This window comes from Dactylosporangium aurantiacum, from assembly GCF_000716715.1.
Taxonomy (GTDB): Bacteria; Actinomycetota; Actinomycetes; order Mycobacteriales; family Micromonosporaceae; genus Dactylosporangium; species Dactylosporangium aurantiacum.
Map to the genome: position 1 here is coordinate 35382 of NZ_JNYJ01000052.1, position 24517 is coordinate 59898.

Sequence of the window (24517 nt, forward strand, 5' to 3'; positions counted from 1 at the left end):
CGTGGACCGTCCACCTATGGGGGTAAGTGATGGCGCGAAGCGCCGCCGCGTGGATCACCGGCCGGGCCGGTGTGGTCGTCGTGCTGCTGGTCACGGCTGTGCTGGCCGTGCTCACCTTCGCCTTCTCACCCGACCAGCCGGCCGCCGAGGCGACCGATGGCCTGCCGGCCGGCGCGCAGTCCACCCGGGTCACCGCGATCGCCGACAGGTTCGCCAGCGGCCGGGCGCAGACGGCGATCGTCGTGTTCGAACGGCAGGACGCACCGCTCACCGACGCCGACCGGGCAGCCATCGCGGCGGCCGAACCTCGTCTGGCCGCGGTCCCTGGCGTCACCCAGGGCCCACCGCCGGCGGTATCCGACGACCGGCAGGCCGCGTTGCTCGTCGTGCCGCTGCGCGACGGCCTCGACGACCAGGCCGTCTACGCCGCCGTCGACGCACTCCGCGGCGTGCTGCGCGACGCCGGGCTCCCGAACGGGCTGACCGGACAGGTCACCGGTGGCGCGGCGTTCGGCCGCGACATCGACGCCGCCTTCGACGGCGCCGACGTGACGCTGCTGCTGGCCACCGTCATCGTCGTCGCGGTGCTGCTGCTGGTGACGTACCGCAGCCCGATCCTGTGGATCGTCCCGCTCGTCGTCATCGGCCTGGCCGATCAGGTCGTCGCGCAGCTCCTGCCGTGGGTGGCCCGGCTGGTCGGTGAGCGTACCGACGCGGCGGTGTCCGGCATCGTCTCGGTGCTCGTCTTCGGTGCCGGGACCGACTATGCCCTGCTGTTCATCGCCCGCTACCGCGAGCAGTTGCGGCACGACGCGTCACGGCGCGAGGCGATGACCGCGGCGCTGCGCGGTGCCGGACCCGCGATCGTGGCCAGTGCCGGCACGGTCGTGCTCGCGCTGCTCACCCTGCTCGCGGCCACCCTGACCGGCAACCGGACCCTCGGCGTGTCCGCCGCCCTCGGCGTCCTCGTCGCGCTCGGGTTCAGTCTGGTCGTCCTGCCCGCCGCGCTCGTCGGGCTGCCCCGCGCCGTGTTCTGGCCCCGGGTCCCGCGACCCGGCACCCCGGACCCGACCGACACCGGACTGTGGTCACGCATCGCCGCGGCCGTCGGCCGGCGACCCGGCGTCGTCCTTGCCGTGGCCGTCGTGCTGCTCGCCGGGCTCGCCACCGGTCTGGCCAGGCTGGACATCGGGCTGGCACAGACCGAGCAGTTCCGCACGCAAGCGCAGAGCGTCACCGCGCAGCAGGCCCTCGCCCGGCATTTCCCGGCGGGTGCGTCGCAACCCGCGGTCGTCGTCGCCAAGGCCACGGCCGAGCAGCAGACCATGGCGGTCGCCCGCAACGCGCCCGGGGTCGCCGGCACCGGCGCGCCGGAGCGCTCCGACGACGGGACGCTGGTGCAGTTCACGGTCGAACTGACCAGCACCTCAGGGTCACCGGAGGCGGACTGGACCGTGCAGCGGCTCCGCACGGCGCTGGCCGGGGTGCCCGACGCGGCGGCGTTGGTCGGCGGGCAGCCCGCCACCGACCTGGACCGGCGCGAGGCGAACCTGCGCGACGACCGGGTGGTCGTGCCGCTCATCCTCGCCGTCGTCCTGCTGGTGCTGATCGCGCTGCTCCGCTCGCTGCTGGCACCGGTGCTGCTGCTGGGCACGGTGGTGGCCAGTTTCGCGGCCAGCCTCGGCGCCGCCACGGTCGTGCTGCGCACCGTGTTCGACCAGTCCGGTCTCGACGCGGGCGTGCCGCTGCTCAGCTTCCTGTTCCTCGTCGCCCTCGGCGTCGACTACAACATCTTCCTGGTCACCCGGGCCCGCGAGGAGACCGCCGCCCGCGGCGACACCCGAGCCGGCACCCTGCGGGCGCTGGCCGCGACCGGCGGCGTCATCACCTCGGCCGGCATCCTGCTCGCCGCCGTCTTCACCGTCCTCGGCGTCCTGCCCGTCATCGTGCTCACCCAGATCGGCGTGATCGTCGGCATCGGCGTGCTGCTGGACACGCTGCTCGTCCGCACCGTCGTCGTCCCCGCGATCGCGCTGCTGCTCAAGGAACGGTTCTGGTGGCCCGCCCAACCCGCGGCCGTCGCCCACCCGGCCGAACCGCAGGACACCGCACAACCGATGACGCACCAGGCAGCCCTACGCCACGTGCATCGCGGCTGACCAGGTTCCTCGCGGTGTGCCGGGCGGTTCCTCGCGGTGTGCCGGGCCGTTCCTCGCGGTGTGCCGGGCCGGGGGAGCTGTTCGGACACCACGTTGCGCGGGTTTGACCGCCCCGCAATCGGTCATCCGGCAGGCATGGTGACAAGCCGCCGCGAGGCGTATCCGGTCGCACGGACCACGATGACGGTGATCGGCCTGGTACTGCTCACCGGTCTGGGTCTGCTGCTCGTCTACGTGACCCGGCGGGTGCTGGTCTGGATGGTGATCGCGGCGTTCTTCGCCACGGCGCTCTACCCGGCCGTGAACTGGGTCGAGCGTCGCGCCGCGTGGCACCGGCGTTGGCTGGCGACCCTACTGGTGTTCCTGGCCTTCCTCGCCGTGCTGGCCGGCATCATCGCCGTGTTCGTGGTGCCGCTCGCGCACGAGGCCGTCCGCCTCGCCGATGAGCTGCCACGGGTGGCCGACGACGTGCAACGCGGCCGCGGCCCGGTCGGCTCGCTCGTCGAGCGCTACCACATCCGGCGGTACATCGCCGAGCACCGCGACCAACTCCAGGGCTACGCCCGCGGCCTGGGCGCGCCGACCCTCGCGTTCCTGCGCGGCGCCGCCACCACGGTCGCCGGCGTCGTCACCATCATCGTGCTGGCCTACCTGATGGTGCTGGAAGCACCGAAACTCGTCGACAACGTCCTGGCCCTGTTCCCCGACCGGCGCGCCGCACGCATCCGCCGGGTCGGCGCCGACTGCGCCCGCAGCGTCACCGGCTACATCACCGGCAACCTGCTCATCAGCGTCATCTGCGGCCTGGCCACCTACGCCGTGCTGTTCCTCACCGGCATTCCCTACGCCGGCCTCATCGCCGCGTTCGTGGCGATCGCCGACCTGATCCCACTCGTCGGCGCCACCCTCGGCGCCGTGGTCGCCGTCGGCGCGGCGTTCCTGCACTCCATCACCGCCGGCATCGTCGTGCTGGTGTTCTTCATCGTGTACCAGCAGCTGGAGAACCACCTCCTCCAGCCGATCATCCTGTCCCGTACGGTCGCCCTCAACCCGCTGACGGTCCTCGTGGCCATCCTCATCGCCGTCGAGCTCGCCGGCATCCTCGGCGCGTTGCTCGCCATCCCGGTGGCCGGCATGATCCAGACCGTCGCCCGCGACGTGTGGAACGAGCGGCAAGGCCGCTGCCAACCGCGACCGACCGTCGGTACCGACGAAACACCCGTCGACGAGGCCGAACCCCCCGAGGCCGAGTCCGGCGGCGACCAGCCTCCACCATGCCCTTCATGACGTTGCCCATGACCCCACGGGCGATGGCACTCAACCTTCCGGGGCCCTGTACCCGTCGGATGGGTGTGAGTACCGAGAGCGCCTACGTCGACTACGTCTCGGCGCGGTTGCCGGCGTTGCAGCGAGCCGCGTACCTGTTGTGCGCGGGCGACGCGCACCGGGCCGACGACGTCGTGCAGGCCACCATCACCCGGCTGTACCAGCATTGGAAGCGGGTCTCACGGGCGGACAATCTCGACGCGTACGTGCACCGGATGCTCGTGCACGCCGCCGTTGACGAGCAGCGCTCCGCCTGGTCGCGGGTCGCGCTGTTCGCATCACCGGACGACGTGTCGGCCGCCGCGCCGCACGTCCAGGTCGACGAGCGCGACCGGCTCGTCGACGCGCTGCGCCGGCTACCGCCCCGCCAGCGGGCCGTGCTCGTGATGCGGTTCCTGCTCGACCGGCCCATCGACGAGGTGGCCGAGACGCTCAACTGCTCGGTCGGCACCGTCAAGAGCCAGTCGTCCCGCGGCCTCGAGGCGCTGCGCGGCCTGCTGACCAACAACCACTGACCGAAGGGAGTGCACCGTGAGCCATCTCGGCTTCGAGGACGACGATACCGCTGGCGGCGAACTGCGCGCGCTCATGCTCGCCGTCGACGTGCCGGCCAGCGGCGCGGACCTGCACCGGGCCATCACAGCCGGTCGCCGGGCCCGCCGGCGCTCGGCCCTGACAGGCGCCACCGCCGGGGTCGCGGTGCTCGCCGCGGTCGGCACGTTCGTCGCGTTCGGCCCGATGCGGGCCGGCCCGTCCCGCGTGGAGGGGCCACCGGCGAGCGCGGCACCGGTCCCGTCGCCCAGCGGCGGGGCGTCGGCATCCGCGGGCCCGCTTCCGGCGCTGTCGTCCCGGCCCCTCACTGATGCCAAGGGCGCGGTCGTGACCTGTCGCAGCACCGCGCTCGCGCTGCCGGCCGGCGCCGTCGACGGCTTCACGACGTCGATCGATCCGACCGGGCGGCTCGTCGGCGGCCACGCCGGCAACGGGTCGCGGACGCCGGTCATCTGGCGCGACGGCCGACCCGAGGTCGTCCCGGGCGTCACCGGTCAGGTGCAGGACGTGGCGAGCGACGGCACCGCGGTCGGTTTCAGCGGCGACGAGGATGCCAAGGGCTGGCTCGTGCGCGGCGGTAAGGTGACCGTCCTCGCGCTACCGCCCGGCTACCGAACCGCCACCCCTGCGGCGGTCAACGCGTCCGGCGTCGCCGTCGGCCTGGTCGGCACGGGCCAGGGCGCGTTCGACGGCGTGCCGGCCCGATGGTCGGCCGACGGCACGGTGCACCTGCTCACGATCCCCGCCGGGATCGGCCGGCCGGAGCTCGGCTCGGACGCGCAGGACATCGCCGACGACGGTACCGTCGTCGGAACGGCGAACGGCGTGGCGATGCGGTGGTCCCCCGACGGCACCCCGCACCCGCTGGCGGTCGCCGTCAGCGGTAACTCGAACAGCCGCGCGCAGAGCATCGCCGGCCGCTACGCCTTCGGTGTCGAGAACGGCGCCGCGGTGCGCTGGGACCTGCAAACGGGCCAGGCCGTCGTACTTCGCCAGTCCGGCGCGTTCAGCTCCCGGGGCGGCACGCCGGGCGGGCGCGCCATCGTCAGCAGCGACGGCAGCGTCCCGTCGGTCCTGGTCGCCGAGGGCGGTGCGGCGGTCGCGCTCGAGGGCCCGAACCGCGAGACCGGCAGCCTCACCGGAATGTCCCTCGACGGCCGGATCATCGCGGGCAACCTCACCAGCGGCGCCACCAACCAGGCCGTCACCTGGACCTGCGGCGCTTGACGCAGCTACCGCCTCGCTGCGCCCCGGCCGAAGACCCGGGGCGCAGCGGCCGGCGGAGAGGTTCCGGGCTGTCAGGGCTGACCGCTGTGTTCAGGCGCGTGAGCGGACCGGCGTGGCTTACGCGGCGGCCGGCTCGTGCGGCGGGTAGCAGAGCATGACGGGGATGTCCGGCAGCCCCAGATCGCGCCGCACGACCTCGATGAACTGTTCGGCAGCGTGTTCGGCCGGCGAACGTGCGACTCGCCACTCTTCCCAGGCGTACCGCCTCAGCTGCGCGACGGCCACCAGCTTGTTGATCTCCACGTCGACCCCGTGAACCGCGGCCGCGACCGCGGGCGAGCCGTGGAACCAGACGGACACCACTGCCTGGTTGAAGTCGACGCCCAGGTCGAGCGCGCGCGCCAACGCCTCCTCCGAGCCGGCTGTACCGGGCTCCTGCAGCGCCAAGGAACGGTAGGCTTCACGTGACGCGTAGTACGCCGCGATGAAGCGCTCATAGACGCGCATCCGGTGATCTCGCCGCCACCGACGTGCCTCGACCCGGCTGTCCCAGAGCCGTCCGACGACCAGACCCAGCAAGGCGGCGACGGCGGCGATGACCGCAGATTGCATTGCAAGCCTCCCTTGTCCGGCTTCACAGTGTCGCAGTGACCGGCAACGACGCTCGCGCGTGGACGGCGCCGAGCATCGCGGCAGGCAGCGCGCCACCCCTGGTGCCAAGATCTGCTGGTGGGCGGGGTGGAGCCGGGACCGACCGGGGCGTCGTCACCGGTGGCCATCCCAGTACGACTGCGTACGGGTCTCTCAGGACGTTGGCCGGACCAGCCCGGGAGCACTCCGCATCCGCCGGCCGAGCGAGCACCGTGGAGGTGGGCCGATGACGGCGGCCGAGACGCTTCATGTGCGTCGTTCGGGTTGCCCGTCTGCTAGGCGCATCAACAGGCGTAACCTCCACCACCACACCGGGTCCCACCGTCACGGCTTTCACCAGCGCGGCGTCTGCTGGTGCGGCTTCCACCGCGGTGCGCGATCCGACCTCGATGACCGGCTCGGCCTTTTTGCGAGTCAGCCCGTTCCACGCCGATGACGCGGTTGACCCGACAGCCGAGCCGGCCGACGCCACCGCGGCGCCAGCCGATACCGCGGCCGAACCCACGGCAGGGCATTGCCGCCTCGATGACATTCGGGCATCGACAGCGGACCCTGCCGCCAGCGGGGCAAGACGCAGCCTCGGTCCGAGTACCCCCTTCAAGCAGACGCCGTGCGCACGCGGAGTTGCCAGCAAGTTCGCGTGGCGCTGAGTGACACCCCTCGACCCGTGACGATTCGTCCCACGGCGGCCATGGTGGAGGGTCGCCGTGGATCTGTCCCTGCTGGGCGCGATCGGCCACCAGCTCCCGGCCGGGCCGACGCTGGGCCCGGGACGGTTGACGGCTCGGGTTCAGGCGGCGGGTGCGGCGCCGGCGGTCAGGCGGGCGATGCGCTCGGGGGCCGGCCAGCGCACGTCGTACGCCCAGCCGAGCTTCTCGAAGATCCAGATGAGCCGGGCCGAGATGTCGATCTGGCCGGGTTTGACGCCGTGCCGGGCGGAGGTCGGGTCGGCGTGGTGCAGGTTGTGCCACGACTCGCCCATGCTGAGGACGGCGAGCGGCCAGAAGTTCGCGGACCGGTCCCGGGCGGCGAACGGCCGATCGCCGATCATGTGGCAGACCGAGTTGACCGACCAGGTGACGTGGTGCAGCAGCGCGACCCGGGCCAGCCCGGCCCAGACGAACGCGGTCACCGCGCCCCACCACGACCAGGTGATCAGCCCGCCCATCACGGCCGGCGCGGCGAGGGTGACGGCCGTCCACAGCCCGAACTGGCGGTGGACGCGGCACAGGGCCGGGTCGGCGAGCAGGTCCTTGGCGAAACGCCGCTGGTTGGTCAGGTCCCGGTCGAGGACCCAGCCGACGTGGGCGTGCCAGAAGCCGCGGGCGACGGCGACCGGCGACGTGCCGTACCGCCAGGGCGAGTGAGGGTCGCCCTCGGCGTCGGAGAACGCGTGGTGGCGGCGGTGGTCGGCGACCCAGTGCAGGATCGGGCCCTGCACGGCCATGCTGCCCGCGACGGCGAGCGCGATCCGCAGCGGTCGTTTCGCCTTGAACGAACGGTGCGTGAAGTACCGGTGGTAGCCGACCGTCGCGCCGAGGCAGGTGACCGTGTACCAGAAGGCGGCGAGGCCCACGTCCACCCAGCTCAGACCCCAGCCCCACGCGTACGGCACGGCGAGCACCAGGGCCAGCAACGGCACGATGACGAAGGCGAGGACGCCGATCTGCGCGGCGAGAGGTCGCCTGCCGCCGAGGAGCGCGAGGTGCGCACCCCCGCCCGGCGGGTCGGCGTCGCGTGCGGGGGCGTCAGCGGTGGTCATGGTCAGCTCCGTCTCGGCCGCAGGGCGCCGGTGTGCGTTTCGCCAGACGCTAGCCGGCCCGTGCGGATGACGGTTCGCATCCGGACGAACGACGCATCACCAGTCGATGAACCGCGCTGCGATGCATCGACGGTCACGCGATCTGCCGCACCACGGCGCGCATGGACGACAGCCACCTCGCCCTCCGCTGATGGCCGTCCTCAGGTGCCCGCCCTCACCCGCTGGGCGCTCGCCCGGCGGCCCATCGAAGGCCTGACCGCGCCGGCATCACAGGGGTGACGGGCGACTACCTGCTGGCCGGAAGTGCGGCCCCCGGTTGGCGGGCCCGGATGACGGATGGTGGCGGCGATGAGCACGGCCGCTCGCGACCGAAGACTTGGGGCGCACGGTCCTGATCCCCGGCTTGTTGTGGAGGCCTTTTCATCGTGGGTGCGCAGACTGCGGCGTTGGAAGTGTCGGGCTCGACGGCGTCCGCCTGGGCGCCGCTGCGGTCCGGTGCGTTCCGCGCGGTGTGGCTGATGACCCTTGCCGTCAACATCGGCAACTGGATGCAGGCGGTCGGCGCGCAATGGCTCATCGTCGGCGCGCCGCAGGCCGATGTCCTGATCGCCCTGCAGCAGGCCGCCGGCATGCTGCCGATGCTGCTGGTGGCCGTGCCGGCCGGCGTGATGGCGGACATCCTGGACCGCCGGCGGCTCATCATCGGCGTGCAGCTGTGCACGGTGGCGATCTGCCTGGGGCTGACGATGATGACCGTCGACGGCACCGTGCAGCCCGGGTGGCTGCTGATGATGCAGTTCGCCCTCGGCGTCAGCGTGGCGTTGAGCGTGCCCGCGCTCGGCGCGCTCACCCCGGACCTGGTCCCGGGATCGCAGCTGACGCAGGCGTCGGCGCTCGGCTCCATCAGCATGAACGTGTCACGAGCGGTCGGCCCGGCCATCGCCGGGCTGCTCATCCCGCGGATGGGACCGGCCTCGGTCTTCGCGGCCGACGGCCTGGCCGTCGCGATGTTCGTCGCGGTCATGCTCCGGCTCCGTTTGGCCCACCGGCCCGCCACCCGCCGCCCCGAGCGCTTCTCCACCGGTCTGCGCGCCGGCGCCCGGTACGTGCGACACGCACCCGTCGTGCAGCGGATCATGCTGCATGCGCTGCTCTTCCTGCTGCCGGCGTCGGCCCTGTGGGCGCTGCTGCCGGTGTTCGCGAGCCGGCACCTGCACCTGAGCGTGGTGGGGTACGGCATCCTGCTCGGTGCGCTGGGCGCCGGGGCGGTCCTCGGCGCGCTGCTGCAGCCGCGGCTGCGTGCCGCGCTGTGCGGCAGGCGCATCGCGCTGGCGGCCGGCGCCACGTACGTGTGCGCGATGCTGGTCCTCGCGTGCGTGCGGCAGCCGGTCGTGGTCGCGGCCGCGCTGATCCCGGCCGGCGTCGCGTGGGTGGTCGCGCTCGCCCACGTCAACGCCGAGGTCCAGAACGTGCTGCCGGCCTGGGTGCGGGCCCGGGGACTCGCCGTGTACCAGGTCGTCATCTTCGGTGGCCAGGGCGTCGGCGCGCTCGCCTGGGGCTTCTGCAGCAGCCAGGTCGGGACCCGGTGGACGTTCGTGGCGGCCGCCGGCTGCCTGGCGGCCGGGGTCCGGGCGGCGTGGCGCCGGCCGCTGCACGACACGACGCAGATGAGCCACCACCCGGCGACGATGTGGCCGGAGCACCCCGCGGTGGAGGTCGAGCCCCACCCGGACGCCGGTCCGGTCCTCGTGGTGTGCAAGTACCAGGTGGCGAAGACGGACGAGGAGGCGTTCGTCGCCGCGATGCGCGACGTGGGCCGCTCCAGGCAGCGCACCGGAGCGAACGACTGGCGCCTGTCGCGGCCGCTGGGCACGGCGGGGGAGTTCGTGGAGACCTACGCGCTGCTGTCCTGGGACGAGCACCAGCGCCACATCCACGACCGCAACACCGCCTGGGAGAAGTCGTTGCAGGACCGTGCGGCGTCCCTCGCGGCCGGCCCGCCCCGCGTCGAGCGGTTCGTCGCCCCGGCCGCCGACCTCCACCGCTGCGGCGCGGGCGCCGCCGGGCACGCACCCGACCTGGTCACCGCCGCCGGCTGACCCCGGCGGCGGTGACCCGGTGCGGCCCCGGGGCCGCGCGTCAGCCGGCGGACGCGCCGTCGATGTCGGTCGGCAGCGTGGCGACCAGTGTCGTCCCGGCACCTGCCGGACTCGAGATCCGCAGGTGTCCGCCGAGTGCCTCGACCCGGTCGACGAGGCCGACGAGTCCCGAGCCGAGGGCCGGGTCGGCGTCACCGACACCGTCGTCGCGGACGGTGAGCACGAGGACCTCACGCGCCGTGTCGTCCTCGACGGTGCTGTCGACGTCCACGTCGATCGAGGAGGCGTGGGCGTGCTTGGCCGCGTTCGTCAGCGCCTCGGACACGACGTAGTACGCGGCGGCCTCGACGCTGCTGGGCAGCTGGCGGCGCGGACCTGCGTGGACCGTGGTCGGGACGGGGCTGCGGCGGGCGAGTGCCTTCAGGGCGGGTGTCAGGCCGCCCTGGGAGAGGATGGCCGGGTGGAGGCCCCGGGAGATCTCCTGCAGCTCCTTGAACGCGTCGGCCAGGCCCTCCGCCGTGCGGCCGAGCCGCGTCTTGACCTCGTCCGGTTCGCCCGGCAGCAGCGCCTCGGCCGCGCGCAGCTCCAGGCTGAGTGCCACCAGGCGCTGCTGGACGCCGTCGTGCAGGTCGCGTTCGACCCGGCGGCGGGCCTCGTCGGCGGCCAGGACGATCCGGGCCCGCGAGGCGTCGAGCTGCGCCCGGCTCTCGGCATTCGCGACCGCGGTACCGACGAGCTCGGCGAACTCCGCCAGCCGCGCCTCGGTGTCCGGTGGCGCCGGTTCGCGCCGGCTCCACAGGACGACGAGCGCGCCCCACACCCGGCGCTCGACCATGATCGGTGTGGCGACCGACGTGTGGAACCCTTCTTTGCGTGCCAGGTCGGCGAGCGGGCCGCTGCGATCGTCGTAGCTGTCGACGCGGGCCGGGCGGGCGGTGCGCAGCACCACCTCCGTGATGCCGCCGGCGGTGGAGAACTGCCGGCCCCGCAGCGGCTCGATGCCGGGTTTGCTGTACTCGGCGATCATGCTGACGATGTCGGCGCCCTCGTGGCGGATCAGCCTTGTGGCGTCCGCCTCCAGCAGCGCCGCGGTCTCGGCGGCGACCGCGGCGACGACGTCGGCCGGCGGCGCGCCGTGGGCGACGAGCACCGCGACCCGCCGCAGGCTCGCCTGTTCCGTCGCGAGCTCGTGCAGCGAGTTGGCCATCGCCTCCCGCTTGGTCGCGGCCTGCAGCAGGATCTCCAGCTGCGGCACCACCCGTTCGCGCAGCCGCCGCAGGACGGGCTCCGGCAGGTCGGCGGGGATGAGCAGGGTGCCGGTCTGCGAGCCGTACCGCAGCGGGAGCGCCACTCCGCGCTCCTGCGCCGGGACGGTGTCGCGTTCGATCGCCGCGAACGGCAGCCGCAGCGTCGCCGCGAGCCGGTGGGAAGCCTCCGCCAGGACCGCGCGCAGATCGTGCACGACCAGCGTCAGGCGGGCCAGCCCGCCGAAGAGGTCGGCCTCCTCGCGGCGTTCGACCGACTCGACCGCTCGAACGCGGGCCAGTTCCGCCAGGACGCTGGCCGTCACCGCCGCGACGAGGAACGCCACGAGCTCCGCCCACTCCTGCGTCTGTGTGATGTCGAGGTGCCGTACGGGCGGCACGTAGCTGATGTTGTAGGCCGCGACGCTCACGACCGCCATCGCCACCGCCATCCGCACGCCCCAGATCGTGGAGATCGCCAGCACGCCGAGCAGGAAGAACACCATGAGCGCGTCCCGGGACGCGATGTGCCCGAGCAGATGGACCAGGAGCATCTCGGCCATGACGAGCAGCGCGCCGACCGCGATCCCCATCGGCAGCGGCGGTGGCGTCGGCCGCAGCAGCCGGGCCGCCAGGCGTACCAGCATCACCGAACCCTCTCCCAGCCCCGGGATGAGGCCGTCGTACCCACCCCGATCGCCACCATGTCGGCCACCGCAGGTCACGCTATGCCGCTCACCCGGGGCGATCGGGCGAGGCGAAGGGTGACAACCAACCGGTCGACGAGCCGGCGGTGGCTACGGGTGGATCGTGGTGCTGTCCCGGTCCCGCCCGGGCTGGTGCGGTAGCCCGGCGAGGTGCAGCGCGGCGGCGACGGCGTCGGCCGCGTCGGGGCTGTGGTGGAGCTCCAGGTCGCTGTGCAGGGTGCCGCCGGCGTCGAATCCCTGGTCGGCGTGGGCGGTCCAGAAGACGTACGAGCCGAGGCCGTCCGGGCACTGCCGGCGCGCGAGCGCCGAGATGGCCAGGCGCGCCCGGTCGGCGTCCTCACCCCAGGCCGGCACCACGATGATCCCGTAGTGGCGGAGGTTGGCGACGGCCAGGTCGAGCCGGCGCCGGTGGGTCGCGGCGAGCAGCCAGCAGGGTGGCGGGGCGCCTTGTCCGGGTGCCGGTTGGAAATGGCACACGGCCGGCGGTGTCGCTGTCTGCGCCCCGCCGGGCGTCCGGGTGATCACTGGCCCTGTCCCAGCGAGTACCCGGGGCGGCCGTCGAAGCTGTACAGCCCTTCGGTCTTGACGAAGTCCAGGCCGGCCCGGTCGAGGCGGTGCAGCAGGTCGATGACGTGGCTGCGGCTGGCGCCGCCGGGCCATGCCGCGGTGAACCGGGCCCGCCAGTGGTCGGTGCAGAAGGTCTCCGGCAGGCCAGCGGGCCAGACCTTCACCCCACGGTTGGTGATCATCTGCAGCTTGAGCCAGGTCGCGTCGGTGGCGCGCTGCAGCAGCTCGGCCAGGTCGTCGGCGGTGACGTCGCGGTGGTGCAGGAACACGTCGACGCCGTCCATGGCCTTCGTCGCGGCGGCGGCGACGGGCCGGGCGGCGGGTGCCGCCTGCGGCGCCGACGAGCGCTGGTAGCTGACCGGGGTCAGCGTGGTGGGTTCCTGGCCGAGCCGCTGGATGACGGCGTCGGCGAACGCCGTCGTGCCCAGTGACGGGCCGCCCTCGGCGGCGATGTCGTAGGTGGCGGCGCCGGATTCGATCGCGGCGAGCCAGGCGTTGTGCACCCGGGCCGCGATGTCGCCCTGACCGATGTGGGCCAGCATCATCACCGCCGCGAGGAGCAGCCCCGAGGGGTTGGCCAGGTCCTGGCCGGCGCGGCGGGGTGCCGAGCCGTGGATCGCCTCGAACATGGCGACCTCGTCGCCGATGTTGGCCGAGCCGGCCAGCCCGACGGAGCCGGCGATCTGGGCGGCGACGTCGGAGAGGATGTCGCCGTACAGGTTCAGGGTGACGATGACGTCGAACGTCTCGGGGGTGTCGGCGAGCTTCGCCGCGCCGATGTCGACGATCCAGTGCTCGGCGGTCAGGTCCGGGTAGTCGGCGGCGACCTCGTCGAAGACCTGGTGGAACAGCCCGTCGGTGAGCTTCATGATGTTGTCCTTGGTGAAGCAGGTGACCTTGCGACGGCCGTTGCGGCGGGCGTACTCGAACGCGTAGCGGATCAGCCGCTCGCAGCCGGGCCGGCTGATCAGTTTCAGGCACTGCACCACGTCGTCGGTCTGCCGGTGCTCGATGCCGCCGTACAGGTCCTCCTCGTTCTCCCGGATGATCACCACGTCCATGCCGGGGTGCCGGGTCGGCACGAACGGCGCGTAGGCCACGCAGGGGCGAACGTTGGCGTACAGGCCGAGCGTCTTGCGGACCGTGACGTTGAGCGACTTGAACCCGCCGCCCTGCGGGGTGGTGATCGGCGCCTTGAGGAACACCTTGGTGCGCCGCAGCGACTCCCACGCCGACGGCTCGATGCCTGCGGAGTGGCCGCGCTGGTACACCGCCTCGCCGATGTCGATGAACTCGGGGTCGATCCGGGCGCCGGCCGCCCGCAGCACCCGCAGGGTGGCGTCCATGATCTCGGGGCCGATGCCGTCGCCGCGGGCCACCGTGATGGGCACCGCCTGCTCCGCGCCGCTGGTCGGGGCGTCGTCCTGCCGCCGCTGGAGCACGGTGCGGCCCGCGGTGGAGGTGTCCGTCATCGCTGTCTCCTTCGCTGGTGTCGCCGTCCGGATCGGGCGGCGCGCTCAGCATGGCACGAAGCAGGAAACGTGTAAAGTGATACGCGATTTGTAATTCGTGTATTGTGCTGGGGGAGTCAGGTCGGGGAGGTTCGATGGGCGGTGAGGACGGCGCCGGCACGCCGTACCGGGGTGCGGACATCACGTTCGGCACCAGGCACGGCAAGCAGCACCAGGCACGCGAGCCGTTCAGGCGCGTCCTCGGTGCCCGGGTGCACGCGCCCGCAGACCTGGACACCGACCAGTTCGGCACGTTCGCCGGAGAGGTGCCGCGCCGGCTCACCCCGCTGGACGCGGCGCTGGCCAAGGCCCGCCTGGGGATGGCCGCGACCGGCCACCCGTTCGGGCTGGCCAGCGAGGGCAGCTACGGCCCCCTGCCGGGCGTCGGCCTCGACGGACACGAGGAGATCCTGGTGTTCGTCGACGGCGTGCACGGCTGGCACATCATCGAGGGGCAACGCAGCCTGGTCACGCCGTCCCCGCGGCGCCTCGTCGCCGGCCTCGCCGACCTGGCCGCCGAGCTGCCCGGCATGCGGTGGCCCGAGCAGGCCCTGATCGTGCGCCCGCACAACGACGCACCGGCCGTGCTGCCGCCGCTCGCCAAGGGGATCACCGACCTCGACCGTCTTCGCGCGGCGATCGCGACCGCCGTGCGCCGGTCACCGGTCGGGCTCGCCGCCGTCGAGCCGGACCTGCGCGCGCAGCACAACCCGACCAGGCGGACGGTCCTGGCGGCGCTCGCCCAGCGGATGGCGCGCCGGCTCGCCACCGCCTGCCCCGCCTGTGCCAGCCCCGGCTACGGCCGCACCGCCGTCGAGCCGGGGCTGCCGTGCGCCGCGTGCCGCCTGCCCACGGACCTGCCGCGGGCCGACATCCACGGCTGCGCCGCCTGCGGGCGCCGCGACGTCGTCACCCGGCCCCACGTCACCGCGGATCCGGGAGCGTGCCTGCACTGCAACCCGTGACGCCGACCCGGGACGCTGCCGGCCCGCGCCGCGGCCGGTCGGTCAGCGTTCGGGGGCGAAGATGTCGATCAGCTCGCCGATGACGTGGTCCCGTTCGGCGGGATGGCGGAACGGGATGTCCCGGTTCAGGGAGTACCGGTTGCGCCGCCCCACCCGGGTGCGCGTCAGGTAGCCCGCCGACTCCAGGTCGGCCACGATGCTCTGCGCCGCCCGCTCGGTGATCCCGATCATGTCGGCCACGTCACGCAGTCGCGCCTCCGGGTCGCGGGCCAGCGCCAACAGCACGTGGCCGTGGTTGCTCAGGAAGGTCCACGCGGGCCTGGCATCCACAGCAACGTCCATGCACGAAGCATACGATGCCCGATTCGTGAAACACGGGGCATCCCTGCGTGACGACGCCGTGGCGGCGGCTCACGCGGTGTCGGCCGGCAGCGTCGCGACGGCGACCCCCTGCGCGAATGCCCAGGCGAGGGCGTCGCGCAGGGCGGGGACCGGCAGCGGGCGCCGACGGGTCACGGTGACCGCGCAGACCGCCCGGACGTTCGCCAGCGGGAACTCGTGCCGCAGCGCGGCGATCTCGGCGGCGACCCGATGCGCGAGCTCGATGACCTCGGCCTCGGTGCGCGACGGCATCACCAGCAGGTACTCGTCGCCGTCCAGGCGCACGCTGCGGTCACTGGGCCGCCTGGCCTGCTGCAGGATGCGCAGCACACCGACCGTCTCGGGTCCGACACCCCGACGGCCGGCGCGCTGCAGCCCGCCGGTGGGCGACACGACCCGCACGGCGAGCAGCGCCACCGGCAGCGTCCCGGAGGCCGTGGTGCCGGTCGTGCCGAGCCAGCGCTGCACGGCCGGGGCGCCGAGGTCGTCGGTGTGCCCGTCACCGGCCGCGCGGGCCTCGTCCAGCCGGCGCCGGACGGTCGAAGCGTCGGCCTGCTCCCGGTGCAGGCTGTCGATCAGGAACTGCACCGAGGCGTCGAGGCGGGACTCCCCGGGCGCGGCCGGCAGTTCACGGACCCGGTCGGTGACCGCGTCGAGGGCGGCGATCGCGGCCTCCGGCAGCGCGCCCGCGAGCGCCTTCTGCAGCCGTAGGGCCTCGTGCAGCGCGTCGTCGCGCCGGAAGCTCACCCGGCCGTCGAACAGCCGCCCGCCCTCAAGGCTCTGCGCGGCGTCGTCGACCCGCTCCAGGTCGCGGGCGATCAGCACCGCACCGGTGCGCGGGGTGAGCACCACCACCGACCACTCACTGGCCAGGTCGTCGTGCTCGTCGAGCCTGGCGATCACGGGACCGCCGGGCGCGCCGCGGGGCCGCTCGCCGGTGCCGGCCGCTCCCTCGACCGGCCCGTCGACCAGCCCGACGACCGCGACGGCGCCGCGGGCGGCGATCCGCTCGTAGACGGCCCGTTCCCGCTCGTAGTACGGCCTGCGCTGGAACAGGGCGATGACCAGGGCGGGACCGTCCTCGGCCGGGGCCAGCGCCATGTGTTCGATGGCGTGCGACAGCACGATCAGGGTTCGTTTCGCCAGGCGGGTCCGCGGCTGGAGGAGATCCGGCACCTGCCGAGCGTAGAGCGTCGCGCGGGCCGCGGGGGACGTTGCGTCGATTGGGTTCGTCCCGGGCACGGCCGGCGGCCTCCACCCCCGCGAGGCGCCGGCCGTGGCGCATGTGTGGCACGCCGGCGGTTGCTCTACGGTGGCAGCAGCACACGGCAGAGAAGGGGGCGGCCGCGATGGCGCAGGCGGACACGGTCGGGCAGGTGGCGACCGGCGACCACGCATGTCTGACGTTCTCCGACCCCGACGAACGGCTCGACCTGCTCGCCGCGTTCGTGGCCGAAGGACTCGACGCCGGGCACAAGGTCATGTGCTACACCGACGCGGTCGCGCCGGCCGACCTGACCGGCGCCTTCGTCCAGCGGTCCGTGGACTGCCCGCCCGCGCTGCACCGCCAGCAGCTGCAGATCGCCGGCACCGAAAGCTCCTGGCTGGCCGGCGGGGCGCTGTCCGCGGCGAAGATGATCGACCTGCTCGCCCGGGAGGTCGACCGTGCCGCCCGGGACGGCTATGCCGGCCTACGGGTCACCGCGGACATGTCGTGGGCCGCCCGGCCCCTCGCCGCGGCCGAGGAGCTGATCGCGTTCGAGACCGGCGTGGCGACGCTGTTCGCCGATGGCCGGCTGACCGCGATCTGCCAGTACGACCGGGACGTGTTCGACCCGGTCACCCTGGCCTTCGCGGCCAAGACGCACGACCGGGCGGTCGCCGCGCAGGTCTACCACGAGGACGCGCTGCTGCGCATCTGCCGGCAGTACCGCCCGCCCGGTGTGCGCGCCGCCGGGGAGCTGGACTTCCGTCACCTGGAGCCACTGCAGCAGGCGGTGAGCGAAGCGGTCCGCCTCGACCAGCACCCCGAGATCAACCTGCGCCGGCTGCGGTACATCGACGCGGCCGCCGCGTCCGTGATCGTCCGGGCCGCGCTGAGCCTGCCGGACGGCCGCGTCATGACCGTGCTCGCCTCGCCGCTGGTGGCCAAGGTCCTCGCACTTTCGGGCACGGTTGACGCGACGACGCTGCGGGTAGTTGTGGCGCCATGACGGCTGCCGACGCCACCCCGGACCAGGCCGGGCCGTCCAACCCTGCCCCGACGGGTCCGGGCACGCGCGCCGTCACGGTGCGGCAGGGTCCGCCGTCTCGCGGCGAGCCGCAGCCCGCCCCGCGGCAGGCCGCCGGCGCCGAGCCGGTCTTCGACCTGGAGCAGGACTTCGACGAGCACAGCCTGTACCCGTTGCGCGCCGCGGTCACCGCCCACGCCGCCGCGTTCGGCGCCACCGAGGACGTCATCGACACCCTGCTCATCGTCACCGGCGAACTGGCCAGCAACGCCATCCTGCACGGCGGCGGCACCGGCCGGCTGTACCTGTGGCACACCCCGACCACCATCCTGTGCCGGATCAGCGACGACGGACCGGGCATCGCCGACCCGCACACCGTCGGCACCACCGAGGTGCCGCTCGCCGCCCCCAACGGCCGCGGCATGTGGATCGCCCGCCAGCTCTGCCGGCACGTCGACATCGTCAGCGACCCGACCGGCACCTCGATCACCGTCGCCATCGACCTGCGGCCGAGCTGAACGGGCCGGTGGCCGTGGCGGGCGGCCGGCCCGGTGGTCCGCGACGGGCCGGTCACAGGTAGGGCCGGCTGGCCGCCTCCACCGCGGCGAGGCGCTGTCCGGCGGCGGGGCCGAGCCGGTCGATGAGACCCGCGACGAGGGCCTCGAGCAGGGCCAGGGACGGCACGAAGCTGTCGTACAGCGACGGCGAGTCGACCCGGCTGGGCAGCACGACGTCGGCGAGGCCGGAGATGGGGGAGAGCCACCGGTCGGTGCACAGGATGACGCGGGCGCCCTGCTGGGTCACGGTGCGGGCCAGGTCCAGCGTCGGCTGCTCGTAGCGGCGGTAGTCGAACAGCACGAACAGGTCGCGGCGTCCCACGTCGACGAGGGCGTCGACGCGCTGGACCGGGCCGGTGGGCAGCATGCGGCTGTTGCCGCGGATCTGCATGAGATGCAGCACGAGGTACTCGGCGAGCAGGGTGGAGAACCGGCCGCCGTGCGCGGTGACCCGCAGCTGCTGGTCGGCGAGCAGGCGCACGGCGTGGTCGAGCTCGGCGTCGGGCAGCTCGGTGAGGGTCTCGGCGACCGCCGTCGGCAGCACGGTGGCCGCCCGGGCGAGCGGTCCGTCGGCGGGTGCGTCGCTGCTGTACGCCGACAGCGGCGAGGTCTCGCGCTCGGCGAGCTCGTCGCGCAGGGCCCGCTGGAAGTCCGGGTAGCTGCCGAAGCCGAGGCGGGTCAGGAAGCGCAGCACCGTCGGGGCGCTCACCTCGGCGCGTTCGGCGAGGGCGGCGACGGTCTCGAGCCCGGCGGCGGGGTAGCCGGCGAGCAGGATCCTGCCGACCTTGCGCTCGGCTGGGCTGCATTCGCCCAGCCGAGCTCGGATGATGCCCGCGACACCGACGGTCTGCGTCATGGGATCAGCGTAGACAACGCTCAGGTCGTGGTGAGACCGCACGTGTAGTCGGCGGTGCCGGTGCCGCTGTACGCCTCGACGTCCAGGTACACGGTGGTGCTGGCGCCGCTGTTGGTGTACGTGACGGCTTCGTCGGCGCCGGCACCGTCGTTCACGGAGCGGGTCAACGTGCTGCCGCCGCTGCTGAGCAGGTAGATGTCGGCGTCGTAAGCGGTCGGGACGGCGCAGGTAACGGTGAGGGTGGCCCCGGCCGGGAGCGTGAGCCGGTAGTAGTCGCGGTCGCCGCTGGTGGCCAGGTCGCCGGTGACGGTCGCGGGGACGGTCACGGCGTTGGCGGCGCTGCGGCTGTTGTTCGGCTCGGTCTCGGTGAACGACGACGGTGTGCCGCCGCCGCCGCCGTCGCAGCCGGTCGTCGGGGTGCCGTTGTACAGGTTGGCGCCCGGCGTGCCGTTGGTGACGCTCCTGAGGTAGTAGCCGCAGGTGGGGCGGTTCTTGAAGTCGAAGGTGCCGCCCGGGACGATCCGCCAGATCTTGTAGTCGCTGTAGGTGAGGGGTTGGCCGGGGACGGCGCGTTCGGGGGTGTGGTCGCCGAGCACGACGTAGGCGTTCTGCCCGGCCAGGGTGGCCAGGCCGTTGCGGTCGATGACGAACGAGCCGCCCTCCTCGATGCCGACGCCCCAGGCCTTGCCGGCGCTGGTCCGGCCGTCGGCGATGGCGCGGGCGACGAAGGCCATGGTGCGGCCCATCCGGTCGCGGGTGACGAAGTGCGAGTCGTTGATGGTGTTGAGGTAGTTCGGCCAGCCGAACATGCCGGTGGTGAAGGTCATGGCCGCGTTGTACGGGTCGGCGAGGGCGGTGGCGGAGGTGGCGCTGCCGCCGCAGGCGTCGTAGACGATGTCGCTGTTGACGTGCAGGCCGGCGCTGCCGCCGCCGCTGCCGCCGCCCTTGGCGACCACCGACTCGACCGACGCCTCCAGCGCGGTGCCCTTCCAGGCGACGTAGCGGCACTGGTCGCCGCCGGCGAAGTAGACGAATTCGGCGTTGCGGATGTCGGTGTTGACCTGGGTGTTGTTGCCGTCCGCGGCGGCGGTGAGGGTCAGCGTGGTGCACGAGTTGACGCCGGCGAGGCCGATGATGACGTCGCACTCGGGGGTGGTGGAGCCGGAGCCGGCGATGACGACGACGTCGAGGGTGCCGGTGCCGCCGCGCACGGCGTTGAGGGCGCTGCTCATGGTGGCCGGCACGACGGCGCCGGAGCCGTTCATGACGAACGCCGGGCCGGACCAGGCGCTGCGGGCGACGTCGGTGGCGCTGCCCTGCCGGACGCGGCTCACCGAGGCGTGCGCGGCGGTGGCCTGCAGGGGAACGAGGGCGGCGGTGGTCAGGACGATCGCGGTGGAGAGCCGGGCAAGGTGCATGACGCCTCCGGTGGGAGTGGGTGGCAACCTGAAACGCACGTTACATATATTCCTCACAATGTTAAAGATGTGCTTGCTGTTACATCGGTGGGGATCGTAGGGTGACGGCACGCGGTCCGCCCTCTCCGGTTCGTCGGAGGAGCCACCATGCCCAGAACACGTCTGCCGGCCGCACTGGCCGGCAGCTGCGTCGCCATCGCGCTGACCCTGACCCCCATGCCGGCCGCCGCGGCGCACCGCCCGCAGGACGACGGCGGCAGCCTGGTCCTCGTCGGCGGCGGACTGTCCGACGACAACGCCGCGGTCTACGACGACATCGTCCGCCTCGCCGGCGGACCCGGCCGGGCCCGGATCGGCATCGTCACCGCGGCGTCGTCCACCCCCGCCGAGGACCCCGACGCCGGTACACCGGACTGCAACAACAGCGTCTGCAACGGCGACTACTACGCGGCGCTGTTCCGCAGCCACGGCGCCCACGCCGAATGGATCCCGATCGACGTGGACCACGTCAGCGCGGCCGACGACCCGGCGGTCGTCGCGCAGGTGCGGGGACTGACCGGCTTCTTCTTCGGCGGCGGTGACCAGTACCGGTACGTGACCACCATGCGCCGCCCGGGCGGCACGGACTCCGCGGTCCTCGCCGCGATCAGGGGCCGGCTGAACGCCGGCGCGGTCGTCGCCGGGACCAGCGCCGGCGCGCAGATCCAGGCCGGCGCCGACATGCTCACCGGCGGCGAGTCCTACGAAGGGCTGCGCGACGGCAGCGCACCCGGCTACTTCGACGACGCGAGCGTCCTGGGCTACCTGCCCGAGGGCGGCTTCGGGTTCTTCCGCGCCGGGCTGCTCGACACCCACTTCTCCGCCCGCGGGCGGCAGGGCCGTTCCGTCAGGCTGGCCGCGGACACCGGCCACGAGCGGGTGTTCGGACTCGACGAGGACACCGCGCTGGAGGTCACCGGCGTCGGTACCCGCCGGGAGGCGATGCGGGTGATCGGCGCCGGCGGCGTGCACGTGCTCGACCTGCGCCAGGCGCGGGTCGAGCGGCCCGGTCCCGGATGGGGCATCCGCGACGTGCGGTGGACCCGGCTCACCGCCGGCGACACCTACGACGCGGCCCACTGGCGGCCGTCCACCACCAAGCCGCGGGTGCGTGACGCCGGCGGGTGCCAGCCGGCCTCCTCCGACGACGTGTTCGGCGAGGACGTGCTGTCCGGCCTCGCGCTGCGGCTGGTCGACGGGTGCCGGCTCGTCTCGGGTCGAACCCGCGAGACGGACCCGGCCTTCACCGTCGAGCTCACCAGGGGGCCGGGCTTCGCCGGCTTCCGGTCCGGTGCCGCCGTCAGCTACACCGGCGTGTGGCTGCGGATCCACTGACACCACAAGGAAGGGGCCCCGCTCGCGGGGCCCCTTCCTCGTTGCGGTGCTACACCCCGTCGCGTGCCGCGGCGTCCACCAGCCCCGCCAGCAGCGCCACCCGGTCCGGTACGGAGGCCAGGTCGAGCCACTCGTCGCTGCTGTGGTCGTTGCCGCCGACCGGGCCGAGCCCGTCCAGCACGGCGAGCCCGGCGGCGGCGAGCAGGTTCGCGTCGGCGCAGCCGCCGGTCGCGGCGTCGCGGACCGGCACGCCGATCCCGGCCCCGACCTTGGCCGCCAGCTCCACCAGCCGCCCCGTCGCCGGCGAGCGTTCCCACGGCGGCGTGGGCGCGTGCACCGCCAGCTCGACGGTCACCCCGTCCACGAACGGCCGGCGGCTGAGCGCCTCGACGGCGGCGAGCGCCTCGTCGAACGCGCCGGTCCGGTCGGCGCGCAGGTCCACGACCAGGCGGGCCTGGTCGGCCACCACGTTCGCCCGCTGCCCGGCCTGCAGGACGCCGACGTTCACCGTCACCGACGGCCAGCGCCCGTTGAGCTCCTGCAGCGCGACGGTCAGCCGGGCGGCGGCCAGGGCGGCGTTGGCGCCGCGTTCCGGCTCGATCCCGGCGTGCGCGGCCCGGCCGCGCAGCAGCAGCTCCACGTCGGCGACGCCCTTGCGGGCGGAGACCAGGTCGCCGTTCTCCCGGGCGCACTCCAGGCACAGCGCGACGTCGGTGTCGACGGCGAGCCGCCCGAGCAGCGACCGGCTGCCGACCGAGCCGATCTCCTCGTCGGGGGTGGCGAGCAGGGTCAGCTCACCGAACGCGGTGCGGCCGGTGTCCAGCAGGGTCTCGACCGCGCACAGGCCGGCCAGGACGCCGCCCTTGTCGTCGCACACGCCCGGCCCGAAGGCCTTCGTGCCGTCGACGCGGAACGGCCGGGCGGCGGCCGTCCCGGCGGCGAAGACGGTGTCCAGGTGCCCGGCGAGCAGGATCCGGCGGGTACCGGTGCCGCGGACCCGGGCCACGACGGCATCGCCGAGCGGGGCCATGGCGGCGTCGTAGACCGGCACGAGCCGCGTCGCCAGTCCCGACTCGGTGCACCACGCCGCGAGGGTCGTCGCCACGTCGTGCAGGCCCGGCAGGTCGCGGGAGCCGGAGTCGATGTTCACCAGCCGGCCGAGACGCTCCACATAGGACGGGTGGCGCGCCGCGGCGGCGTCGCGGAGGCTCACAGCACCTTCGACAGGAACGCGCGGGTGCGTTCGTGCCGCGGGTTGCCCAGGACCTCGCTGGGGCTGCCGGCCTCGACGACGACCCCGTCGTCGAGGAACGCGACGGTGTCGGCGACCTCCCTGGCGAAGCCCATCTCGTGGGTCACCACCAGCATCGTCATGCCGTCGGCGGCGAGGCCGCGCATGACCTCCAGGACGTCACCGACGAGCTCCGGGTCCAGCGCCGAGGTCGGCTCGTCGAAGAGCATGAGCTTCGGCCGCATCGCCAGCGCCCGGGCGATCGCGACCCGCTGCTGCTGGCCGCCGGACAGCTGCGCCGGGAACGCGGCGGCCTTGTCGGCCAGCCCGACCCGCTCCAGCAGTGCCAGGGCCCGTTCGCGGACCTCGTTCGCCGGCTCGCGCAGCACCCGCAGCGGCGCCTCGGTGATGTTCTGCAGCGCGGTCAGGTGCGGGAACAGGTTGAACCGCTGGAAGACCATGCCGATCTCGCGCCGCCGGGCGGCCACCTCGCGGGGGCGCAGCTCGAACAGGCGGTCGCCGCGTTGCACGTACCCGACGAGGGCACCGTCGACGCGGAGGCTGCCGCCGTCGACCGTCTCGAGGTGGTTGACGCAGCGCAGGAACGTGGACTTGCCGGAGCCGGACGGGCCGAGCAGGCAGCACACCTCACCCGGCGCGACCCGCAGGTCGATGCCGCGCAGCACCTCGTGGCCGCCGAACCGTTTCCGGACGCCTTCGGCGGAGACCATCGGCACGCTCATCGCAGACCACCTCTCGGACCGGCGAAGCCGCGGCCGAACCGCCGCTCCACGAAGAACTGGACCACCGACAGCGCGCTGACCAGCGCCAGGTACCACAGCGCCGCCACCACCAGCAGCGGGATCACCTTGTAGTTGTTGCCGTACACGCCCTGCACGACCGTCATCAGGTCGTGCCCGGCGATCACCGACACCAGCGCCGTGGACTTGAGCATGGTGATGGTCTCGTTGCCCATCGGCGGGATGATGACCCGCATCGCCTGGGGCAGCACGATGCGGCGCATGGTGAGCGCCGGGCTCATGCCGAGCGCGTGCGCCGCCTCGGTCTGGCCGCGGTCCACGGACATGATCCCGCTGCGCACGATCTCCGCCGCGTACGCCATCTCGTTGAGTGACAGCGCCAGGATCGCCGCCGTCGTGCCGGACACCACGACGCTCGTCGGCTGGTCGAACAGCGTCCCGGCGAACGGCACCGAGATGGTGATCCGCGGGAACAGCGCGCCGAGGAAACCCCAGAAGATGATCTGCACGAGCAGGGGAGTGCCGCGGAAGAACCAGATGAACGCCCAGGCGCCGCCGCGCAGCACCGGGTTGGCCGACAGTCGCAGCACGGCCAGGACGATCGCGCCGGCGGTGCCGAGCACCATCGCGACCGCGGTCAGCAGCAGGGTCACGCCGACGCCGCGCAGGACGTAGTCCTTGAACAGGTACTCGCCGATCGTGGCCGGTTCGAGGTTCGGGCTGTCCAGCAGCGCCCTGAAGAACAGCACGGCGATGACGACCAGCACGGCGGCGCCGGCCCATCGACCGTAGTGACGCACCGGCACGGCACGCACAGTGGTGGATTCCATGGTGGGTTTCCTTCGTCGCGGAAGATGGCGCGATCGCCGGGTGCCGGCAACGGTCCGCCCTCTCCAGCAGACGGTGTGGCACCCGGCGATCGCGGGTCTCGGTGGGGT

The 24517-nt window shown here is 73.3% G+C and carries 21 protein-coding genes; 9 read left to right on the plus strand and 12 right to left on the minus strand.

All coding sequences use genetic code 11. The features are described 5' to 3' along the window. Nucleotides 1–29 precede the first annotated feature (29 nt). From OP18_RS41560 to OP18_RS41575, 4 genes are all read left to right on the plus strand, one after another. Entirely contained in the window at nt 30–2159 is a 2130-nt protein-coding gene (locus OP18_RS41560; RefSeq protein WP_052388121.1) for an MMPL family transporter, read from the plus strand. Nucleotides 2160–2339: 180 nt separating this feature from the next. After that, nucleotides 2340–3446, plus strand: coding sequence for an AI-2E family transporter (locus tag OP18_RS41565; RefSeq protein ID WP_245635707.1), 1107 nt, complete (start codon nt 2340–2342; stop codon nt 3444–3446). Nucleotides 3447–3505: 59 nt separating this feature from the next. Then, nucleotides 3506–4000: a SigE family RNA polymerase sigma factor gene (locus tag OP18_RS41570; protein ID WP_033364720.1), complete on the plus strand. Its 495-nt coding sequence runs from the start codon at nt 3506–3508 to the stop codon at nt 3998–4000. 16 nt (nt 4001–4016) lie between these two features. Next, nucleotides 4017–5264 (plus strand): hypothetical protein, encoded by a 1248-nt coding sequence (locus OP18_RS41575; RefSeq protein WP_033364722.1) that lies wholly within the window; start codon nt 4017–4019, stop codon nt 5262–5264. Between the two features lie 117 nt (nt 5265–5381). Here OP18_RS41575 and OP18_RS41580 read toward each other — a convergent pair whose 3' ends face one another. After that, a complete protein-coding gene (locus tag OP18_RS41580; RefSeq protein ID WP_033364723.1) occupies nt 5382–5876 on the minus strand; it encodes a hypothetical protein in 495 nt (164 codons plus the stop codon). An 829-nt stretch (nt 5877–6705) separates the two neighbouring features. Next, on the minus strand, nt 6706–7677 hold the full coding sequence (locus OP18_RS41585) for an acyl-CoA desaturase (RefSeq protein ID WP_033364724.1): 972 nt from the start codon (nt 7675–7677) through the stop codon (nt 6706–6708). A 425-nt stretch (nt 7678–8102) separates the two neighbouring features. Between OP18_RS41585 and OP18_RS41590 the strand changes: the two genes are divergently transcribed. Next, entirely contained in the window at nt 8103–9776 is a 1674-nt protein-coding gene (locus OP18_RS41590) for an MFS transporter (protein ID WP_245635708.1), read from the plus strand. 40 nt (nt 9777–9816) lie between these two features. On the opposite strand, the gene OP18_RS41595 is transcribed toward OP18_RS41590, so the two are convergent. The 3 genes from OP18_RS41595 to OP18_RS41605 form a co-directional block, all read right to left on the minus strand. Beyond that, entirely contained in the window at nt 9817–11667 is a 1851-nt protein-coding gene (locus OP18_RS41595; protein WP_052388123.1) for a DUF4118 domain-containing protein, read from the minus strand. 150 nt (nt 11668–11817) lie between these two features. After that, nucleotides 11818–12204, minus strand: coding sequence for a hypothetical protein (locus OP18_RS41600; protein ID WP_156090150.1), 387 nt, complete (start codon nt 12202–12204; stop codon nt 11818–11820). A gap of 44 nt (nt 12205–12248) precedes the next feature. Further along, on the minus strand, nt 12249–13766 hold the full coding sequence (locus OP18_RS41605; protein ID WP_081971562.1) for an NADP-dependent isocitrate dehydrogenase: 1518 nt from the start codon (nt 13764–13766) through the stop codon (nt 12249–12251). A 134-nt stretch (nt 13767–13900) separates the two neighbouring features. Between OP18_RS41605 and OP18_RS41610 the strand changes: the two genes are divergently transcribed. Continuing rightward, nucleotides 13901–14770, plus strand: a complete 870-nt coding sequence (locus OP18_RS41610) for a DUF6671 family protein (protein WP_052388124.1) — start codon at nt 13901–13903, stop codon at nt 14768–14770. Nucleotides 14771–14812: 42 nt separating this feature from the next. On the opposite strand, the gene OP18_RS41615 is transcribed toward OP18_RS41610, so the two are convergent. Together OP18_RS41615 and OP18_RS41620 are read right to left on the minus strand one after the other, a co-directional pair. Beyond that, nucleotides 14813–15112 (minus strand): helix-turn-helix transcriptional regulator, encoded by a 300-nt coding sequence (locus OP18_RS41615; RefSeq protein ID WP_033364727.1) that lies wholly within the window; start codon nt 15110–15112, stop codon nt 14813–14815. Nucleotides 15113–15181: 69 nt separating this feature from the next. Beyond that, nucleotides 15182–16327 (minus strand): DICT sensory domain-containing protein, encoded by a 1146-nt coding sequence (locus tag OP18_RS41620; RefSeq protein ID WP_162189898.1) that lies wholly within the window; start codon nt 16325–16327, stop codon nt 15182–15184. Nucleotides 16328–16500: 173 nt separating this feature from the next. Between OP18_RS41620 and OP18_RS58110 the strand changes: the two genes are divergently transcribed. Continuing rightward, nucleotides 16501–17364, plus strand: coding sequence for an MEDS domain-containing protein (locus OP18_RS58110; RefSeq protein WP_052388125.1), 864 nt, complete (start codon nt 16501–16503; stop codon nt 17362–17364). Beyond that, nucleotides 17361–17900, plus strand: a complete 540-nt coding sequence (locus OP18_RS53820; protein WP_052388126.1) for an ATP-binding protein — start codon at nt 17361–17363, stop codon at nt 17898–17900. Before OP18_RS58110 ends, OP18_RS53820 begins: the two co-directional genes overlap by 4 nt. A gap of 52 nt (nt 17901–17952) precedes the next feature. Here OP18_RS53820 and OP18_RS41635 read toward each other — a convergent pair whose 3' ends face one another. Continuing rightward, nucleotides 17953–18795, minus strand: coding sequence for a MurR/RpiR family transcriptional regulator (locus tag OP18_RS41635; RefSeq protein WP_033364728.1), 843 nt, complete (start codon nt 18793–18795; stop codon nt 17953–17955). Between the two features lie 20 nt (nt 18796–18815). After that, entirely contained in the window at nt 18816–20213 is a 1398-nt protein-coding gene (locus tag OP18_RS41640) for a pre-peptidase C-terminal domain-containing protein (RefSeq protein ID WP_211273840.1), read from the minus strand. Between the two features lie 147 nt (nt 20214–20360). Here OP18_RS41640 and OP18_RS41645 point away from each other — a divergent pair, with 147 nt between their 5' ends. Continuing rightward, nucleotides 20361–21587 carry a cyanophycinase gene (locus OP18_RS41645; protein WP_052388127.1) on the plus strand — a complete coding sequence of 409 codons (1227 nt, stop codon included), beginning with the start codon at nt 20361–20363 and terminating at the stop codon, nt 21585–21587. A 49-nt stretch (nt 21588–21636) separates the two neighbouring features. Here OP18_RS41645 and OP18_RS41650 read toward each other — a convergent pair whose 3' ends face one another. Genes OP18_RS41650 through OP18_RS41660 form a run of 3 tightly spaced genes read right to left on the minus strand, consistent with a single transcriptional unit; the run spans nt 21637 to nt 24409 of the window. Beyond that, a complete protein-coding gene (locus tag OP18_RS41650; RefSeq protein WP_033364729.1) occupies nt 21637–22800 on the minus strand; it encodes a M20/M25/M40 family metallo-hydrolase in 1164 nt (387 codons plus the stop codon). Further along, nucleotides 22797–23561, minus strand: coding sequence for an amino acid ABC transporter ATP-binding protein (locus OP18_RS41655; protein WP_033364730.1), 765 nt, complete (start codon nt 23559–23561; stop codon nt 22797–22799). Before OP18_RS41655 ends, OP18_RS41650 begins: the two co-directional genes overlap by 4 nt. Next, nucleotides 23558–24409, minus strand: a complete 852-nt coding sequence (locus OP18_RS41660) for an amino acid ABC transporter permease (RefSeq protein WP_033364731.1) — start codon at nt 24407–24409, stop codon at nt 23558–23560. Before OP18_RS41660 ends, OP18_RS41655 begins: the two co-directional genes overlap by 4 nt. Nucleotides 24410–24517 lie beyond the last annotated feature (108 nt).

What these genes read in the sequence shown, in the direction of transcription:
- OP18_RS58110 (WP_052388125.1), top strand. Translation starts at nt 16,501, where the DNA reads ATGGCGCAGGCGGACACGGTCGGGCAGGTGGCGACCGGCGACCACGCA.
- OP18_RS41660 (WP_033364731.1), bottom strand. Translation starts at nt 24,409, where the DNA reads ATGGAATCCACCACTGTGCGTGCCGTGCCGGTGCGTCACTACGGTCGA.
- OP18_RS53820 (WP_052388126.1), top strand. Translation starts at nt 17,361, where the DNA reads ATGACGGCTGCCGACGCCACCCCGGACCAGGCCGGGCCGTCCAACCCT.
- OP18_RS41615 (WP_033364727.1), bottom strand. Translation starts at nt 15,112, where the DNA reads ATGGACGTTGCTGTGGATGCCAGGCCCGCGTGGACCTTCCTGAGCAAC.
- OP18_RS41635 (WP_033364728.1), bottom strand. Translation starts at nt 18,795, where the DNA reads ATGACGCAGACCGTCGGTGTCGCGGGCATCATCCGAGCTCGGCTGGGC.
- OP18_RS41560 (WP_052388121.1), top strand. Translation starts at nt 30, where the DNA reads ATGGCGCGAAGCGCCGCCGCGTGGATCACCGGCCGGGCCGGTGTGGTC.
- OP18_RS41580 (WP_033364723.1), bottom strand. Translation starts at nt 5,876, where the DNA reads ATGCAATCTGCGGTCATCGCCGCCGTCGCCGCCTTGCTGGGTCTGGTC.
- OP18_RS41655 (WP_033364730.1), bottom strand. Translation starts at nt 23,561, where the DNA reads ATGAGCGTGCCGATGGTCTCCGCCGAAGGCGTCCGGAAACGGTTCGGC.
- OP18_RS41605 (WP_081971562.1), bottom strand. Translation starts at nt 13,766, where the DNA reads ATGACGGACACCTCCACCGCGGGCCGCACCGTGCTCCAGCGGCGGCAG.
- OP18_RS41570 (WP_033364720.1), top strand. Translation starts at nt 3,506, where the DNA reads ATGGGTGTGAGTACCGAGAGCGCCTACGTCGACTACGTCTCGGCGCGG.
- OP18_RS41565 (WP_245635707.1), top strand. Translation starts at nt 2,340, where the DNA reads ATGACGGTGATCGGCCTGGTACTGCTCACCGGTCTGGGTCTGCTGCTC.
- OP18_RS41610 (WP_052388124.1), top strand. Translation starts at nt 13,901, where the DNA reads ATGGGCGGTGAGGACGGCGCCGGCACGCCGTACCGGGGTGCGGACATC.
- OP18_RS41640 (WP_211273840.1), bottom strand. Translation starts at nt 20,213, where the DNA reads ATGCACCTTGCCCGGCTCTCCACCGCGATCGTCCTGACCACCGCCGCC.
- OP18_RS41645 (WP_052388127.1), top strand. Translation starts at nt 20,361, where the DNA reads ATGCCCAGAACACGTCTGCCGGCCGCACTGGCCGGCAGCTGCGTCGCC.
- OP18_RS41585 (WP_033364724.1), bottom strand. Translation starts at nt 7,677, where the DNA reads ATGACCACCGCTGACGCCCCCGCACGCGACGCCGACCCGCCGGGCGGG.
- OP18_RS41595 (WP_052388123.1), bottom strand. Translation starts at nt 11,667, where the DNA reads ATGCTGGTACGCCTGGCGGCCCGGCTGCTGCGGCCGACGCCACCGCCG.